13 protein-coding genes and 1 pseudogene are annotated in these 16,551 nt (G+C 73.8%); 9 read left to right on the top strand and 5 right to left on the bottom strand.

The features are described 5' to 3' along the window. Window positions 1-38: 38 nt before the first annotated feature. The 3 genes from ACIQ8B_RS29530 to ACIQ8B_RS29520 all read left to right on the top strand — a co-directional run bounded on the left by ACIQ8B_RS29530 (window position 39) and on the right by ACIQ8B_RS29520 (window position 3,298). The gene (locus ACIQ8B_RS29530) at window positions 39-974 is read left to right on the top strand and encodes a 1-phosphofructokinase family hexose kinase (protein ID WP_403550977.1); all 936 of its coding nucleotides are present in this window, start codon (window positions 39-41) and stop codon (window positions 972-974) included. Then, window positions 955-1,797, top strand: coding sequence for a ketose-bisphosphate aldolase (locus tag ACIQ8B_RS29525; protein ID WP_403550975.1), 843 nt, complete (start codon window positions 955-957; stop codon window positions 1,795-1,797). The genes ACIQ8B_RS29530 and ACIQ8B_RS29525 overlap by 20 nt, the downstream gene beginning before the upstream one ends. 256 nt (window positions 1,798-2,053) lie before the next feature. Next, a complete protein-coding gene (locus ACIQ8B_RS29520) occupies window positions 2,054-3,298 on the top strand; it encodes an MFS transporter (RefSeq protein ID WP_106410923.1) in 1,245 nt (414 codons plus the stop codon). Window positions 3,299-3,599: 301 nt separating this feature from the next. Here ACIQ8B_RS29520 and ACIQ8B_RS29515 read toward each other — a convergent pair whose 3' ends face one another. After that, window positions 3,600-5,717, bottom strand: a complete 2,118-nt coding sequence (locus tag ACIQ8B_RS29515; protein WP_403550973.1) for an MMPL family transporter — start codon at window positions 5,715-5,717, stop codon at window positions 3,600-3,602. Between the two features lie 75 nt (window positions 5,718-5,792). Here ACIQ8B_RS29515 and ACIQ8B_RS29510 point away from each other — a divergent pair, with 75 nt between their 5' ends. Further along, complete coding sequence (locus ACIQ8B_RS29510) at window positions 5,793-6,290, top strand: MarR family winged helix-turn-helix transcriptional regulator (RefSeq protein ID WP_290003792.1); 498 nt, start codon at window positions 5,793-5,795, stop codon at window positions 6,288-6,290. A gap of 320 nt (window positions 6,291-6,610) precedes the next feature. Here the strand turns inward: ACIQ8B_RS29510 and ACIQ8B_RS29505 are convergent, their stop codons facing one another. Both ACIQ8B_RS29505 and ACIQ8B_RS29500 read right to left on the bottom strand, forming a co-directional pair. After that, entirely contained in the window at window positions 6,611-7,420 is an 810-nt protein-coding gene (locus tag ACIQ8B_RS29505) for an SGNH/GDSL hydrolase family protein (RefSeq protein ID WP_403550970.1), read from the bottom strand. Continuing rightward, window positions 7,407-7,976, bottom strand: coding sequence for a PadR family transcriptional regulator (locus ACIQ8B_RS29500; RefSeq protein WP_403550968.1), 570 nt, complete (start codon window positions 7,974-7,976; stop codon window positions 7,407-7,409). The genes ACIQ8B_RS29505 and ACIQ8B_RS29500 overlap by 14 nt, the downstream gene beginning before the upstream one ends. A gap of 107 nt (window positions 7,977-8,083) precedes the next feature. Between ACIQ8B_RS29500 and ACIQ8B_RS29495 the strand changes: the two genes are divergently transcribed. Together ACIQ8B_RS29495 and ACIQ8B_RS29490 are read left to right on the top strand one after the other, a co-directional pair. Further along, complete coding sequence (locus ACIQ8B_RS29495) at window positions 8,084-8,572, top strand: nuclear transport factor 2 family protein (RefSeq protein ID WP_403550966.1); 489 nt, start codon at window positions 8,084-8,086, stop codon at window positions 8,570-8,572. A 24-nt stretch (window positions 8,573-8,596) separates the two neighbouring features. After that, on the top strand, window positions 8,597-9,334 hold the full coding sequence (locus ACIQ8B_RS29490) for a helix-turn-helix domain-containing protein (RefSeq protein WP_403550964.1): 738 nt from the start codon (window positions 8,597-8,599) through the stop codon (window positions 9,332-9,334). Here ACIQ8B_RS29490 and ACIQ8B_RS29485 read toward each other — a convergent pair. Next, a complete protein-coding gene (locus ACIQ8B_RS29485) occupies window positions 9,289-9,867 on the bottom strand; it encodes a dihydrofolate reductase family protein (RefSeq protein ID WP_403550962.1) in 579 nt (192 codons plus the stop codon). The two genes, ACIQ8B_RS29490 and ACIQ8B_RS29485, sit on opposite strands and share 46 nt — an antisense overlap. A 92-nt stretch (window positions 9,868-9,959) precedes the next feature. Further along, on the bottom strand, window positions 9,960-11,507 hold the full coding sequence (locus tag ACIQ8B_RS29480; RefSeq protein ID WP_403550960.1) for a fused MFS/spermidine synthase: 1,548 nt from the start codon (window positions 11,505-11,507) through the stop codon (window positions 9,960-9,962). A gap of 129 nt (window positions 11,508-11,636) precedes the next feature. Between ACIQ8B_RS29480 and ACIQ8B_RS29475 the strand changes: the two genes are divergently transcribed. From ACIQ8B_RS29475 to ACIQ8B_RS29465, 3 genes and pseudogenes are all read left to right on the top strand, one after another. Then, entirely contained in the window at window positions 11,637-12,329 is a 693-nt protein-coding gene (locus tag ACIQ8B_RS29475) for a 2-phosphosulfolactate phosphatase (RefSeq protein ID WP_403550958.1), read from the top strand. 143 nt (window positions 12,330-12,472) lie between these two features. Continuing rightward, window positions 12,473-15,760 (top strand): GH92 family glycosyl hydrolase, encoded by a 3,288-nt coding sequence (locus ACIQ8B_RS29470; protein WP_403550956.1) that lies wholly within the window; start codon window positions 12,473-12,475, stop codon window positions 15,758-15,760. 501 nt (window positions 15,761-16,261) lie between these two features. Then, window positions 16,262-16,551, top strand: a pseudogene (locus ACIQ8B_RS29465) (hypothetical protein); the annotation flags it as partial.

Here is a 16,551-nt window from a genome sequence, read left to right as displayed (position 1 = left end):
CCGGCGGGCGCCTGCCCCTGGGCGGAGGGCCGGCGACCGTGATCCTCACCGTCACCCTGAACGTCGCCCTCGACGTCACCTACGGCGTCGACAGCCTGCGCCCCCGCACCTCGCACCGGGTCGGGTCCGTCCACCGGCGGGCCGGGGGCAAGGGCGTCAACGTGGCCCGGGTGCTCGCCGGGCGGGGGCGTGACGTCGCCGTCACCGGGCTGGTCGGCGGTCCCACGGGCGCGCTGGTGCGCGAGGACCTGCGCGCGGTGCCCGGGCTGCGTGACGAACTCGTCCCCGTCGCGGGCGACTCGCGGCAGACCGTGACCGTCGTGTCCGGTGACGACGGGGACGCCACCGTGTTCAACGAGCAGGGCCCGCAGGTGAGTCCGCGGGAGTGGCGGATGTTCGCCGAGCGCTTCGCGGTGCTGGTGCGCGAGGCGTCGGTGGTCACGCTCTGCGGCAGTCTGCCCCCGGGGCTGCCCGAGGACGCGTACGCCCGCCTGGTGCGCACCGCCGCCGGGAGGGGGGCGCTGACCGTGCTGGACACCAGTGGCGCCCCGCTGCTCGACGCGCTCGGCGCACGGCCCGACGTCGTCAAGCCCAACGCGGCCGAGCTCCTGGCGGCCACCGGGTCCGAGGACGCCGGGGCGGGCGCCGAGCGGCTGCGCGCCCTCGGCGCACGGTCCGTCGTGGTGTCCTCAGGACCCGGCGGACTCCTGGCCGTCACACCCGACGGCCGCCGGCGGGCCGTGCCGCCCGAGCGGCTGGCCGGCAATCCCACCGGGGCGGGCGACGCCTGTGTCGCCGCGCTCGCGGCGGGGCTCGCCGACGGCGCGGGCTGGCCGGCCGTCCTGCGCGAGGCGGTGGCCCTGTCGGCCGCCGCCGTCGTCCGCCCCGTGGCCGGCGAGGTCGACGCCGCCGCCTACGAACGTCTCCGTACCACCGTGCCCGTGGAGGACCTCCATGCCCCTCAGCCCCACTGACGACATCGTCGGCCCCGCCTCCCGCGCCGGCGTCGGTGCCGGGGCGTTCAACGTGGTGCAGCTCGAGCACGCCGAGGCGATCGTCGGCGGCGCGGAGGCCGCGGGCCGCCCGGTGATCCTGCAGATCAGCGAGAACACCGCCCGCTACCACGGCGGCCTCGAGCCGATCGGGCTGGCGGCCCTCGCCGTCGCGCGCGGCGCGCTGACCCCCGTCGCCGTGCACCTCGACCACGCGAAGTCCGTGGACCTCGTGCACGAGGCCGTACGGCTCGGCTTCTCGTCCGTGATGTTCGACGCCTCCACGCTCCCTTACAAGGAGAACCTGCGGGTGACCCGTGAGGTCGCCGAGTACTGCCACGCCCGGGGCGTGTGGGTGGAGGCGGAACTGGGAGAGGTCGGCGGGAAGGACGGGGCACACGCGCCGGGGGTGCGGACCGACCCCGCACAGGCGCGGGACTTCGTCGCCGCCACGGGGGTCGACGCGCTGGCCGTGGCGGTGGGCAGCTCGCATGCCATGACCACCCGCGACGCCGTGCTGGACTTCTCCCTCATCTCGGCACTGCGCGACGCGGTGAGCGTGCCTCTGGTGCTGCACGGCTCGTCGGGCGTGGCGGACGCGGAGCTGGCGCGGGCGGTGCGGGCCGGCATGACGAAGGTCAACGTCTCCACCCACCTGAACAAGCGGTTCACGCGGGCCGCGCGGACGTATCTGGACGCGCATCCGTCGGCCGTGGACCCGCGCCGGTACCTCGGTCCGGCGCGGGACGCCGTCGCGGAGGCGGTGACGCGTCTGCTGGAGGTGCTGCACGGTGAGCCCGACTGAGCCGCGGCGGGTCGTCGCGCGCCGCGCGCCGCAGGGGTGGGACAGGCACGGGGGTCCGGCGTTGTGACCGCCCGGTTCCACCACCCGTAGGGGGATCTGGCAGGCTGGTGCACGCGGCAACCACGCGCGGACGACGAGGACCGGCGCCGGACCGCCCCTACCGACCAGGCACCGCTGCCACCGGACGATGACCGGTGGCGCGGTGCCCAGCGGTGCGCGCCCTCACCCGGCTCCTATTCGGAAGGTTCCCCTCCGCATGCCCTTGGCCCTGTTCGCCCTGGCCGTCGTCGCGTTCGGCATCGGCACGACCGAGTTCGTCACCATGGGTCTCCTCCCCCAGATCGCCGACGGCCTGGCGGTGTCCGTGCCGGCCGCGGGCAACCTCGTCTCCGCCTACGCGCTGGGCGTGGTGATCGGCGCGCCGCTGCTGACCGCGATCGGTGCGCGGGTGCCGCACAAGCGGCTGCTGCTGATGCTCACGGGCGTGTTCGTCGTCGGGAACGTGGCCTCGGCGCTCGCGCCGAACTACGGGCTGCTGTTCGCGGCGCGCGTCCTGGCGGGGCTGCCCCACGGGGCGCTGTTCGGCGTCGGCGCGGTCGTCGCCTCCAAGCTGGTCGCGCCGGACCGGGCGGCCCGTGCGGTGTCGATGATGTTCCTCGGTCTCACGGTCGCCAACATCGTCGGCGTCCCCGCCGGGACGGCACTCGGGCAGCAGTTCGGCTGGCGGTTCGCGTACGCGGCGGTGGCCGTCATCGGCGTCCTCGCCCTCGCGGCGCTGGTGCGGCTCGTCCCGCACCAGCCGCGGGGCGAGCAGGCGGGAGTCGTGCACGAACTGCGCGCGATGAAGAACAAGCAGGTGCTGCTCGGGCTGGTCACGGCGGTCGTCGGGTTCGGCGGCTTCTTCGCCATGTACAGCTACCTCGTGCCGATGCTGACCAACCTCACCGGGATCGCGGACTCGTCCACGACTGTGGTCCTCGCGCTGTTCGGCGTCGGCATGACGCTCGGCACGCTCGTCGCGGGACCGCTCACCGACCGGGCGCTGCGCCCCACCCTGTACGGCGGGTTCGCGCTGCTCGCGGCGGCGCTGGTGACGCTGCACTTCGTCATCGGGCACCTGGTGCCGGCGCTCGTCGTCATCACGATCACGGGCGGTCTGAGCTCGCTGATCACCACACCGGTGCAGATGCTGCTGATGACCAAGGCGCAGGACGCTCCGACGATGGCGGCCGCGTCCAACCACTCCGCCTTCAACCTCGCGAACGCGGGCGGCGCCTGGCTGGGCGGCCTGGTCATCGCGGCGGGCTGGGGCTGGTCCTCGCCCACGCTGGTCGGCGCCGCCCTGGCGGTCATCGGTCTCGCCCTCGCCGCGACGGGCGGCTACCTGGACCGGGACAGCCGCGCGTCCAAGGTCGTGCTCGCCTCCACGGGCGGGGGCGCCGAACGGGCTCCGGGGCGGGAGGCGCCCGCTGCCGCCTGCGGCAAGGATCCGTCCGCGTGACGCGACAGGACCGGACGCGACAGGCCGTCGACCGCTGAGTCAGCGGTCGACGGCCCGTCGTGCGTCCAGGGGCCGGTCGCCCGTGCGCACGACGTGCTCCACGAGCCGGAACGCCTCGGCGAGGGGCACGGCGTTCTCGTTCCGGTAGCGGTCGTGCCGGCCGCCGGCGAGGCTGCTTCCGGCGGCGCCGTGCCGGCCCCGCCGCCCTCGGTCGCCCCTGCCCCGGTCACGCCCAGGACGCTCTCGCGGCACGGGAAGGGGGCGGGCAGCCACCTGGCCGCCCGCCCCCTCGCCGGTCACGTCACGTGCGTTCGGGGGCCGCCGTGTCCTTGTTCTCCGGGGACGTCGGGCGGGACAGCGCGCCCGGCCACCAGGCCTTCGGGCCGATGTCGATCACCAGGGCCGGGACCAGCAGGGACCGGACGACGAGGGTGTCGAGGAGGACGCCGAAGGCGACGATGAAGGCGATCTGGACCAGGAAGGCCAGGGGGATCACCATCAGCGCGGCGAAGGTCGCGGCGAGCACCACGCCGGCCGAGGTGATGACGCCGCCGGTGGTGGTCAGACCGCGCAGCACGCCCTGGCGGGTGCCGTGCGACAGGGCCTCCTCGCGGACCCGGGACATCAGGAAGATGTTGTAGTCGACGCCCAGGGCGACCAGGAACACGAAGCCGTACAGCGGGACCGACGCGTCCGTTCCGCTGAAGCCGAAGAGGTGCTGGAAGACCAGCGCGGAGACGCCGAGGGTGGCCAGGAAGTTGAGCCCCACGGTCGCCACCAGCAGCACCGGCACGATCACGGACCGCAGCAGCAGGACGAGGATCAGCAGGATCACGACGAGCACGATCGGCACGATCAGCGCGCGGTCGTCGGAGGCGGTCTGCTGGGTGTCGACCTGCTGGGCGGTGTAGCCGCCGACGAGGGCGTCGGCGCCCGGGATGCCGTGCAGGTTGTCCCGCAGCCGTTCGACGGTCTGCTTCGCGGCGTCGCTGTCGGCGGCGGCCTCCAGCGTGGCGTCGACGCGCACCCGCCCGTCGACGATCTTGGGTTCCCCGCCGCCGGGCCGTCCGGAGGCGGAGACGGGGGCGGCGGAGGCCACTCCCTCGGTCTCGTTCGCGGCGGCCGTGACCTCGTCGAGCCGGTCGGCGTCGGCGAGGATGACGGCCGGGTTGCCGGACCCGCCGGGGAAGTGCTCGCCGAGCGTCTTCTGCGCGGCGACGGACGGCGCGTCGTTGACGAAGATCTCGTCGAGCGGGGTGCCCTTGGCGGACAGGGACGGGGAGAAGGCCGCGAAGACGGCCAGGACCAGCACGGTCACCGCCCACACGCGGCGCGGCTTGCGGTCGACGGTCGCGGCGACGCGGCGCCACACGCTGTGCCCCTCGACGGTGGCGTCCGACTCCTTGGGCTTGGCGGGCCAGTACGCGCTGCGGCCCAGCAGGGCGAGGGCGGCCGGCAGGAAGGTGAGCGCGGACAGCACGGAGCAGACGATGCCGATGGCGCCGACCGGGCCGAGGGCGCGGTTGTTGGTGAGGTCGCTGACGAGCAGCGTCAGCAGACCGAGGGCGACGGTGGCGGCACTGGCGGTGATGGCGCCGAGGGACCGGCGTACGGCGGCGAGCGCGGCGGCGAACCGGTCGCCGCGCACGGCGAGTTCTTCGCGGAAGCGGGCGGCGAGGAGCAGGGCGTAGTCGGTGGCCGCGCCGATCACGAGGATGGACAGGATGCCCTGCACCTGGCCGTCGACGCGCACCACGTCGTGGTCGGCGAGGACGTAGACGATGGCGCAGGCCAGGCCGAGCGCGAAGACGGAGCCGAGGATGATGACGAAGGGCAGCAGGACACTGCGGTAGACCAGCAGGAGGATCAGCAGCACGGCGGCGAGGGCCACTCCGAGCAGCAGGCCGTCGATGCCGGCGAACGCGTCGGACAGGTCCACCTGGCTGGCCGCGGGGCCCGCCACCTCGGCCGTGGTGCCGTCGACGGCGCCCGCGGCCTCGCGCACCTCGTCGACGACGTCGGCCAGCCCGTCACCGAGGCCGGGCTCCACCTGCACCACGGACTGCAGGGCCTTGCCGTCCTCGGAGGGGAAGGCGGGCGAGGGCCCGCCGACGACGCCGGGCTCACCGGCGAGCCCGGCGACCGCGCGGGTGGCGGCCGAGCGCTGGGCGTCGGTGATCCGTCCGCCGTCCGCGGTCCACACGACGATCGCGGGCAGCGTCTCCTGCTGGTCGAACGCCTCGCGCTCGTCGAGCACCCGCGTGGACTCGGCGCTCCGGGGCAGGAAGGAGGCCTGGTCGTTGGTGGCCACCTCGCCCAGCTTGCCCGCGTACGGGCCGAGCGTCCCGCCCACGCCGAGCCAGACGATCAACAGAGCGAGCGGTACGAGCCACCGGGCCCGCCGTGGTGCGGTTGTCATGTGGGTTCCTATGACGCGAGAGGTTGTGTCAACGGTCGACTATGTCAATCATCGAGTGATCTTATACTGGTCGCTATGAGCGGCTCACAGACCCCAGCGCCTCCTCCGCCCGAGGAGTGCCCGACCGGGCTGCAGTCATTCGCGGTGCAACTGCGCCGGATGACCGGCGAGTTCAACCGCATCGTCCAGGAGTTCGCTCAGGCGCACGGTCTGCACCACACCGACATGCTCGCCCTGATAGCGATCCTCGACGGCGGCGGGCCCGACGCACCCATGACACCCGGCCGTCTGCGCAAACAGCTCAACCTCACCTCCGGCGCGATGACAGCATGCCTGGACCGCCTGGAGCGGGCGGGGCACATTCGGCGTGTCCGGGCGGTCGACGACCGCCGTGTGGTGCATCTGGAGTACGCGGACCGGGCCAAGAGCCTGGCGCGGGAGTACTTCCAGCCGCTCGCGCGCAGCACCGACACGGCGCGCGGGCGTTTCACGACCGAGGAACTGCGCGTGGTCGTCCGCTTCCTCGCCGAGCTGAACCACGAGCTCGCGCTGCTGCGCGGACGCGCGGACTGACCCACCGAGCGGCGGACGGCCGGATCAGGGCACAGGAAAGGGAGTTGTGGCTCATCTGCTGATGGGCGGGAGCTGGGCGGGGCCGATGAGCAGGATGCCGCCACGGACGGCACAGGAAGGCGGGCACACCTTCACGTTCCTCACCCGCGGCCTGCACCACTGCCTGCGTACGGCCGCCGAGGCCCCCCGCTCGGGGCGCGCGACGTGATCACGAGGGACCGGCACCGGCGGTTCCGGCCGGCCCGCGGCACCCGTTCACGAGGGCGCCGGTCGGCACGGCCGCGTCCGCCGCGAGCACATGAGGTCCCGTGTGCCGCCGGTCAGCCGTCCGTCACAGGGCGGCGGTCGTCCAGTACCGGGTGGAGGAGCGGGCGCTTGGCCGTGCGGCCGTCACCGGACGAGCGGCCCCGCAGGCGGCGGAGCAGCCACGGACCCAAGGAGCCGGTCAGCCAGCGGAGTCCGGTGCCGACGGCGCGCAAGCCGGTGGGCAGGGCCTGCGGCGGGAGGGGGTGGGTCCAGGTGTCGTCGCCGCCGGGCAGCCGCAGGGCGTGGGCGAGGGCGGCGGCGATGCGCTCGTGGCCCGGGGGGGGGCCGGCGTGGAGGCGGTCGGGGCTCCACAGCCGGGGGTCGCCCGCGACCGGATGGAGGGCCGCTTCCGCGACGACGACTCCGTGCCGGCGTGCGGTGCGGCGTATGCCCTCGTTGAGGGCCGTGACGCGCGGGATCAGGGGCCGTGCGACGGGACAGACGCGGGAGAGGTCCGGGACGGTGACCGTGGCGACCCGGGCGCCCTGCTCCGTGAGCGCCCCGAACATGGCGTCCAGGTGAGCGCAGACCTCGTCGGCGTCGAAGCGGGGTCTCAGCAGGTCGTTGACGCCGGCGACGACGGTGGCGAGGTCGGGCCGCAGCGCGAGGGCGGGCGGCAGCTGCTCGGTGTGGATCTGGGCGGCGAGGCGGCCCCGCACCGCCAGGTTGGCGTACCGGAGGGCGGGCTCGTGCCGGGCCAGGTGCTCGGCGAGGCGGTCGGCGAAGCCGCGCAGGCCGGTGACGTCGTCGCCGTCGCCGACGCCCTCGGTCCGGCTGTCGCCGAGAGCGACGTGGCGGAGGCAGGCCGTCTCAGTTCCGGGCACGGCTGTGCCGCCTCTCCTCCAGTACGGCAACGGTCCGCAGGCACCAGTCGCGGTTCTCCTGCTCGAAGGCCACGCCGCGCAGACAGGTCAGGTAGGGGCCGATGCGGTCGCCGTGACGGAGGAAGTCCTCCTCGCTGCGGTCGCCGCGCAGACGCCGGAGCAGCGCCTCGAACAGCTCGATACGGGCGCGGGCGATCTCGGCGCGTTCGGCGAGCCGGCCGACGAGGGTGGCGGTGTCGACGCTGTCGGCCGCCTGGACCTTGACCATGAGGTCGTCGCGGACGAAGGCGGGCTTGGCGGAGGCGGCGGTGAAGGCTTCCAGCTCGGCGAGTCCTGCGTCGGTGACGTGGAACAGCCGCTTGTTGGGGCGGCTCTCCTGCACCACCTCCCGGCCCGCGACGAGGCCCTGCTGCTCCAGCCGGGCGAGCTCGGCGTACAGCTGCTGCGGCTGGGCGTACCAGAAGTTGGCCACGCCGGCGTCGAACGCCTTGGCCAGCTGATAGCCGCTGAGCTCGCCGTCGAGCAGCGCCGCCAGCACGGCGTGCCTGAGTGCCATGCGATCCCTTCCGCCTGCCGCTGCCTCGCCTCTGTCGCCTTGCGGGCCGCCCATGATAGTCATCTTTCTGACTACTCACATCCATGACTACCTGAGGTGGTGGCGCCGTGGACACCGCGGACCGTTTCCGTGCAGCCGTCGACGCTCGCGATCCGGCTGCGCTGGAGGAGCTGTTCACCGACGACATCCGCCTGTACAGCCCCGTGAAATTCACGCCGTTCGAGGGCAGGGCGACGGTCATGGGGCTCTTCGGCGTCCTGCTGCGGACCTTCGAGGACTTCCGGTACGTCGGTGAGTGCACGGGTGCGGCGCAGACCGGCGCGGAGGGGGTGACGTCGCCGTCGGCCGTGCTGGTCTTCCGGGCGACCGTGGGCGGAAAGGAGATCCACGGGATCGATCTGCTGCACTTCGACGAGAACGGGTTGATCAAGGAGTTCACCGTGATGGTGCGGCCTCGCTCCGCGGTGGAGGCATTGGGGGAGGCTGTGCTGAAGGGGTTGGTGGCGGAAGGGCTCGCCCAGCGACCGGGCCCGGGCAGCGCGCCGGAGTCGGGTTCGTCGTGGCCGGTCGCGCGGTTCCCCGCGTCCCCGGACTGACGCCTGCCGGCGTATTCTGCGGGCGTGGGGCTGCGGTTCGAGACGCGTCGGTCCGACTCTCCGTGGGTCGACACCTTGTGGACGTGCACCAGCGGGCGTGTCACCAGCATGACGTCCGTCGCCGGGGCGCGGCTGGGGCTGGTCTTCTGGCAGCAGGACGGGACGGCGTACGCGGCGGTCACGGGACCCGAGACCCGGGCCGGGTCGGCGCCCGTGCCGGAGGGGGCCGTTTTCACGGGGATCGATTTCGCCGTGGGCACCTCGCTGCGGATGGCGCCGGCGGCGGAGCTGATCGACGGCGGGGTCGCGCTCCCCGACACCTCGCGCCGGACGTTCCGGCTGGACGGGACGCGCTGGGAGACCCCGGGTCCCGACGATGCCGAGGCCCTGGTGGAGCGGCTGGTGCGGGCCGGGGTGCTCGGCCGCGATCCGCTCGTCGCCGACGTGCTCCGCGGCCACCGTCCCGCCGTCTCGCAGCGGACCGTCGAGCGGCGCTTCCGGGCCGCGACCGGGCTCACGCGGGGTGCCGTACGGCAGATCGAGCGGGCGCGCACGGCGGCGCGGCTGCTGGCCGCCGGCGAGCCGGCCGCCGGCGTCACCGCCAAGCTGGACTACTTCGACGAGCCGCACTTGGCCCGGGCCTTGCGGACGTACGTCGGACGCACCGCGCGGCAGCTGCGTGAGGGCACCGGAGGGGCGATCGCGCTCGACGTCGATCAGCGCCTGACGTCGTGGACGAGCTTGACGATGCCGTTGGAGTAGGTCTCCGACTCCCGGAGGGCCAGCACCTGCTTGTCCCGGTCGGCGCGGCCGAACAGGCTCTTCCCTGCGCCGAGCAGCACGGGGAACATCAGCAGGTTGTACTGGTCGATCAGGCCGGCGTCGGACAGGCGCCGGGCCAGTTCCGCACTGCCGTGGATGAAGATCGCGCCGCCCTCGCCCTCCTTCAGCGCGGCGACGTCCTCGGTGGAGCGGAGCACCGTGATCGGGCCCCAGTCGTCGACCAGGGCGTTCCCGGACAGCGTCGACGACACCACGTACTTCGGCAGGTCGCGGTAGGCGGCGTGGTCCTCCGAGCCGGGCCAGACCGGCGCGAACGCCTCGTAGCTGCGGCGGCCGAACATCAGCGCCGTCGTGTCGGCCAGCTCCTCGCCCTTCAGCGACCAGGCCTCCTCGACGAACTCCAGGTCCTTGAACACCCAGCCGCCGCTGCGGTGCTCCTCCCCCGGCCCGCCGCCGGGGGAGTCCACGACGCCGTCCAGGGACATGAACCCCGTGTACACCAGTTTCCGCATGCTGCGCCTCCTCCACAGACCCGCTGAGCTGTCGCGTCCACGCTAGAGGGAGGCGGGGGCGGCCGTCTTGGACGGAAACGACACGCGGGTGGTCAGCGGCGGCTCTGCGCGGCGTAGGGCTGGAGGAGCTGGTCGACGGGGGCGTAGTCGTCGGTGAGGACGGGGGCGTCGGCGGTCCAGGCGGTGAGGGTGTCGCCCGTGGCGGTCTTCCATCCGGTGCGGCGGGCGTCGAGCGCCTGCTGGACGGCGGCCAGGTCGACGGGGCGGTCGGAGGCGACGGCCACGAGATTGCCGCCCGCGGGTGTGCCGGTGCGGGCGAGGCCGATGTCGACGGGTTCGCCGAGGAGGGCGACGTGGTCGAACACCTCGCGAAGCGTGGCCAGTTCGGCCTTCGCGAAGGCCTGCTCGCCGTGGTCGATGAGATTGACGACGTAGAGGCCGTCCCGGGCGAGGACGCGCCGCACCTCCGTCAGCGCCTCGACCGTGGTGAGGTGCCACGGGACGCTGACGCCTCCGAAGGCGTCGCCGACGACGAGGTCGAGCGCGTCGGCGTCCAGACGCTTCAGCCCCAGTCTGCCGTCCTCGGTGCGGACGTCGATGCCGGGCTGCGGACGCAGACCGAGCCGCTCGCGGTCGATCCGTACGACGCCGTCGTCGATCTCGGACACCGCACTGCGCGTCCCGGGACGGGTGGCCGCGAGGTAGCGGGGCAGGGTGAGGCCGCCGCCGCCCAGGTGGTGAGCGGTGAGGGGCCTGCCCTCGGGGAAGGCGGCGTCGGCCACCGACGCGACGGCCTTGACGTAGGTGAACTCCAGGTGGGTCGGGTCGCCGGCGTCGACGTAGGAGTGCCGCACGCCGTCCAGCACGAGCGTGCGGCCGCCGTCGCGGGCGGGGTCGGCGACGACCTCGGCGCAGTGGTACCGCGTCTCGACGTCGCAGCCGCCCGGCGCGACGGAGGCGGCCAGGCCGCCCGCCGCCAGGGCGAGGGCGAGGGCGGGCGCGGCGCCGCTCCGGGCGCGCAGCCGCCAGGTGACCAGCACCGACGCGATCACCAGCAGGGCGCCGAGACCGAACAGGATGCCGCTGACCGGCAGTCTCGACAGGAGCACGAAGCCGGTCAGGACGGTGCCGACGATGGAGCCCACGGTGCCGACGCCCGACAGCCGGCCGACGACCGTGCCGGTCTCGGCGAGGCGGGTGAGCCGCACCTTGGTCACCAGCGGCGTCACCGCGGACAGCAGCGCGCCCGGCACCAGGATGGTCAGCGCCGCGACGAGGATCAGCAGCGGGCGCGCCCACTCCGCGATGCCGCGCAGCACGGCCGGGGTGAGGGCCACGACCGCGCCCGAGACGCCGAGCGCGGGTCCGATGAGCCGCAGCGGGTCGACCTGGTCGGCGACGCGCCCGCCCAGCCACGAGCCGAGCGCGATCGCCGTGAGGGCGATGCCGATCACCAGGGTGCTGGTCTCGAGCGTGAGGCCCAGGTACGGGGCCAGCAGGCGCAGGGCGACGATCTCGACGACCAGCACCGCGGCCGATGCCCCGAACACCAGGACGGCGGCGGCGCGGGGCCCCAGACCGGGGCGGCCGGCAGTGCCCTCGGCGACGGGCGGGGAAGACAGTCCGGTCACACACAGCATCCTTGCACGCGGGTGGTCACCGGCATGCCGTCTTTCGTCCCGCCGCCCGTGGATCACCGGTGCACCCGCGTCCGGGGCCGGCGTGGAAAGTCGCGTGCCCCGGCGCCCGCGGTGTCCCATCATGTCCGGATGGAGTCTCGCTTCCTCGGCATCGCCGAATTGACGGACGTACCGGACGTGGCCGTGGTGGTGGACGTCATGCGGGCGTACACGGTGGCCGCCTGGGCGTTCGCCCGGGGCGCCGAACGGGTCGTTCTCGCCGAGTCGTCGGAGGACGCGCTGGCGCTCAAGGCGCGGCGTCCCGACTGGCTGACCCTCAAGGACGGGCCGCCCGGACCCGGCTTCGACCTGGTCAACTCCCCTGCCCTGCTGCGCGGGACGCACCTCGCCGGGCGCACCGTCGTCCAGAAGACCACGGCGGGCACCGTCGGCGCCCTCGCCGTCAAGGACGCCTCCCTGGTGCTGTGCGCGAGCTTCGTGGTGGCGGGGGCGACGGCCGGGCTGTTGCGGGAGCGCGCCTGTGAGCGCGTCACGTTCGTGGTCACCGGAGGGGGTGGCCGCGCCGAGGAGGATCTGGCGTGCGCCGAGTACATCGCGCGGAGGGCCGGCGGGGGCGCCGTGGACGCCGGCCCGTACCTGCGGCGCGCCGACGCGTCGCGTTCCGCCGCCGAGTTGAGGCAGGGGGTGCGCGAAGGCTCCACCCCTGAAGACGTCGCGCTCTGCCTGGAGCCGGACCGGTTCCCGTTCGCGATGGTGGCGGGTGCGGAGGACTCGCTCATGGTGCTCCGGCGGGTCGCCCCGGTGGACCCGCCCTCGGCCTGACCGCCGGCACCGGACCGGCACGCCCTCCCGCCGCGCTGCTGAACAGCCGCTTGCGTCACGGGTATTGACAACGATGTCAGCACCGTGATCTAGTCCGCTTCCGCCAGCCAGGCACGACAGGCGAGGAACAGGAGACCGCTCCCATGCACCCACCCCTCCGCGGATGGCGCCACCGCGCCACGACGGTCCTCGCCGCCCTCGCCGTCGTCGGGGCCGGCCTGGCGCCCGCGCCGGCCCTCGCCCGGCCGTCGACGTCGTCCGGCGAGCGACTGACCTCCCTGGTCAACCCGTTCATCGGCACCCAGAACTTCGGCAACACCTTCCCCGGAGCCAGCGCGCCCTTCGGGATGGTGCAGGTGAGCCCGGACACCGGCGGGCAGGGCGGTTACGACTACCAGCAGGACAGGATCCACGGGTTCAGCCAGACCCACCTCTCCGGCGTCGGCTGCTCCGTCATGGGCGAGCTGCCGCTGATGCCGACCACCGGTGCGGTCGACACCGTGGATCCCGACGTGTACCGCTCGACCTACTCGCACGACGACGAGAAGGCCGAACCCGGTTACTACCGCGTCGGGTTGAAGACGTACGGCATCGACGCCGAGCTGACGGCCACCCCGCGCACCGGGTGGCAGCGCTACACCTTCCCCGCCACCGGCCGGGCCAACGTGCTGTTCAACACCGGCAAGGCCAACCAGCGGGTGTACAGCTCGGAGGTGCACGTCGTCGGGGACCGGACGGTCGAGGGCCGGGTCGAGGCGGGCAACTTCTGCGCGGGCAAGGACCGGCACACGGTCTACTTCACCGCCACCTTCGACCGGCCGTTCGCCTCGCACGGCACCTGGCGGGGCTCCACTCCCCGTCCGGGCGGGCGGGACGCGGCCGGTGAGGGCGGCAACGGCGCCTGGGTGACGTTCGACGCCGAGGACGACCGGGACGTCGTCGTCAAGGTCGGCCTGTCGTACACGGGCCTCGAGGGCGCCCGGAAGAACCTGGAGGCGGAGACGGCGGATTCCTACGACTTCGACGCCACGCGGGAGGCGCTGCGGGCCACCTGGGAGCGGCAGCTCGCCGCGGTGAAGGTCGAGGGCGGGCCGGAGGAACGGCGGCGCGCGTTCTACACGGCGCTCTATCACGCGCAGTTGCACCCGAACCTCGCCGGGGACGTCGACGGCCGGTACGCGGGCTTCGACGGGAAGGTGCACACGGCGTCCGGGTTCACGCCGTACCAGAACCTGTCGTTGTGGGACACCCACCGGCCGCAGAACCAGCTGCTGCAGATGCTGGAGCCGAGGGTGGCGCGGGACGTGGCGCTGTCGGTCGTCGCGATCGGGCGGGACGGCGGCTGGCTGCCGCGCTGGTCGCTCGCCAACAGCGAGACCAACATCATGACGGGCGACCCGGTGACCCCCTTCCTCGTCGAGGCGTGGTCCAAGGGGCTGCTCGCCGGACACGAGCAGGAGGCGTACGCGCTGCTGCGGAAGAACGCGCTGCGGACGCCGCCGGACGACTCGCCCTACAACGGGCGTGCGGGCATCGCCGCCTACCTGGAGCGCGGGTACGTGCCCAGCGGGCTCGAGCCGGGGAAGGACTGCCCGGACAAGGGCGGCGACAACGACTGCCGTCACCCGGCGTCGGCGACCCTGGAGTACGCGGCGGCGGACGCGTCGCTGGCGCTGATGGCCGAAGGGCTGGGCCGCACGGCGGACGCCCGGATGTTCGCGGCGCGCGGGCAGTGGTACCGGAACCTGTGGGACTCCTCCCTCCAGCAGTTCCGGCCCCGCACCACCGAGGGCACGTGGGTGACGCCGTACGACCCGGTCGAGGCGGGGCACCAGTTCCACGAGGGCGGCGCCTACCAGTACCAGTGGCTGGCGCCTCAGGACCCGGCCGGGCTGGTGGAGCTGATGGGCGGCAGGAAGAGGACGGAGCAGCGGCTCGACGCCTTCTTCGCCTACGACAAGCTGCTGAAGGACCCCGCCGGGACCGCCCGCCACGACTGGATCTCGGCGCCGTACGACTACTACGGCAAGCCGACCTACAACCCGAACAACGAGCCCGACCTGCACGCGCCGTACATGTATCTGTGGGCGGGCGCGCCGGCGAAGACGGCGACCGTGATCCGCGCGGCGATGACCCTGTTCACCGACGGGCCGGACGGCATGACCGGCAACGACGACCTGGGCACCATGTCGGCCTGGTACGTCTTCTCGTCCCTGGGCCTGTACCCGACGACGAACGGCGGCGGCTTCCTCGCCGTGTCGTCCCCGCAGTTCCCGTCGGCGGAGATCCGCATCGGCGCGTACGGGAAGCGGCAGGGCGGCACGCTGACCGTGAAGGCGCCGGGCGCGAGCGACACGCGGCGGTACGTGGAGCGGGCGGAGTTCGGCGGGAAGGACCTGCGCGCCACCTGGCTGGACTGGGACGCGGTCGCCGAGGGCGGGCGGCTCACCTTCGAGATGAGCGACGAGCCGTCGGCGTGGGGCACCGGCAAGGGCGCCGAGCCGCCGTCGGTGAACCGGGCGGCCGCCGACTCCCGCCGTCACCTCGACGCCTCGCTGCGCACGTCCGCCGACGTGGTGCCGGCGTCGGACGGCGCCCAGGACGTGCGGCTGCGGATGGACGTGCTGGGCCAGGCGCCCGGCGCGCTGCGGGTGGACGTCGGGGTCGAGGCGCCCCGCGGGTGGACGGCGAAGGCGTCCGGACCGTTCACACTGGCGTCGCACCGGCTGCCGGTGCAGCGGACCGCGACGGTGGACGTGCGCGTGCCGGCCGGGACCGCGCCGGGGACGTACACCCTGCGGATCACGGCGGGCGCCGGCGGGGTGAGGAAGGTGGAGCGGGTCGCCACCGTCGAGGTGCGTGAGGCCGCGCGCTGTGCCGGGGCGGCCGGTGAGCAGTGTGCCGTCGACCTCGGCCGGGAGCTGAACCACGACGGGACCGCGACCGTCGCCGCCCCCGACGAGGGCGACTTCGACGGCGCGGGGTGGAGCTACGACGGGGACCTGCTGCCCGGCGCGGGGCCGGTGGCGTGGGACGGCGTGACCTACGACGCCCCGGACCCGTCCGGCGCGGCCGCCAACTTCGTCGAGGCGCGCGGTCAGGCCCTCCTGCTGCCGGCCGGTTCGTACGGCACGCTGCGGCTGGTCGGCGCGTCCCACCACGGGCCGGTGACGACCGGCCTCACCGTCCGCTACACCGACGGCACCACCGCCGAACTGCCGGTCACCGTCGGCGACTGGGCGGGATCCGCGCCCGCGGGTGGCTCCGTGGCGCTGGAGATGCCGCACCGGATCAAGCGGGGGCAGGGCGTGGACGGCCCGCCGGTCCGCCTGTTCGCCGCGTCCGTGGCCCTCGACGCGTCGAAGACGGTGCGCTCGCTCGGTCTGCGGAACGACCCCCGGGTGCAGATCTACGCCCTCACGCTCGGGTAGCCCCCGCCCGAGGCCGGGCGTCCGTGTCACCGGTGACACGGACGCCCGGCTCGTCACGTCCCGCCCGGCGCCCGCGGTGGCGCGGTGCACGAACCCAGGCGTCGCGGCCCGCGGGCCTGGGCCGCGCGGGGCGGCGGATCGAGGTGGCCGCCGATGGGCGTCGGGAGCGGGAGCAGGACGGACGCGGTCTTCGGCGCCCATGAACCTCGTACGGCCACCGCTCCTTCCACGGGGACCCCGCTTCATGCTGCGGCCCGGACAGGGCGGTGCCGTGCCTGGAAGGCACCGCCCTGTCCGGGCCGCAGCACGCGGTCATTCTGCACAGCGCCCCCGCTTCGGCCATCCGCATGCGGCATCCGGGGCACGTCCGCGCCCGACGGGCGTGTGGCGTGGCGGGCACGGCCGGTCACGCTCAGCATGAGGAGGTGCCCTGCCGGACCCCGGGCACCCCGCCCGGTGCGGGGCGTCCGTGCGTCCGGCCCCTCGACGAGGAGCGTGCCCATGACCTTCAATCCCCTGGAGCAGCGGGGCATCCCGCTGGACCGTCAGCTGCGCAGCTGGCGTGAGCTGAACGTGGACCCGATCGACCCGGACCGCTGTGACCCGTACACCCGGTGCCGGATCATCACGATGAACGGGATCGAGGTGGAGGCGATCCTGTTCAGCCACCAGCTCGCCCGCCACACCGTCGACCCGGAGATCAAGCGTCAGCTGGCCCGGACCCGGTACATCGAGGCGCAGCAGCAGAAGGTCGTCAACTGGCTGCTCCCGGGTGTCTCCTCGGTGCTGGA

This window comes from Streptomyces sp. NPDC096105 (genome assembly GCF_044763335.1).
Classification (GTDB): domain Bacteria; phylum Actinomycetota; class Actinomycetes; order Streptomycetales; family Streptomycetaceae; genus Streptomyces.
Note: the sequence above shows the minus strand (reverse complement) of the source record. Positions and strands in the feature narration are given on the sequence as shown.

Bases quoted from the DNA above. Each gene is read 5' to 3' on its own strand.
- ACIQ8B_RS29480 (WP_403550960.1), bottom strand. From the start codon at position 11,507: ATGCTGTGTGTGACCGGACTGTCTTCCCCGCCCGTCGCCGAGGGCACT.
- ACIQ8B_RS29470 (WP_403550956.1), top strand. From the start codon at position 12,473: ATGCACCCACCCCTCCGCGGATGGCGCCACCGCGCCACGACGGTCCTC.
- ACIQ8B_RS29475 (WP_403550958.1), top strand. From the start codon at position 11,637: ATGGAGTCTCGCTTCCTCGGCATCGCCGAATTGACGGACGTACCGGAC.
- ACIQ8B_RS29525 (WP_403550975.1), top strand. From the start codon at position 955: ATGCCCCTCAGCCCCACTGACGACATCGTCGGCCCCGCCTCCCGCGCC.
- ACIQ8B_RS29515 (WP_403550973.1), bottom strand. From the start codon at position 5,717: ATGACAACCGCACCACGGCGGGCCCGGTGGCTCGTACCGCTCGCTCTG.
- ACIQ8B_RS29510 (WP_290003792.1), top strand. From the start codon at position 5,793: ATGAGCGGCTCACAGACCCCAGCGCCTCCTCCGCCCGAGGAGTGCCCG.
- ACIQ8B_RS29485 (WP_403550962.1), bottom strand. From the start codon at position 9,867: ATGCGGAAACTGGTGTACACGGGGTTCATGTCCCTGGACGGCGTCGTG.
- ACIQ8B_RS29500 (WP_403550968.1), bottom strand. From the start codon at position 7,976: ATGGCACTCAGGCACGCCGTGCTGGCGGCGCTGCTCGACGGCGAGCTC.
- ACIQ8B_RS29520 (WP_106410923.1), top strand. From the start codon at position 2,054: ATGCCCTTGGCCCTGTTCGCCCTGGCCGTCGTCGCGTTCGGCATCGGC.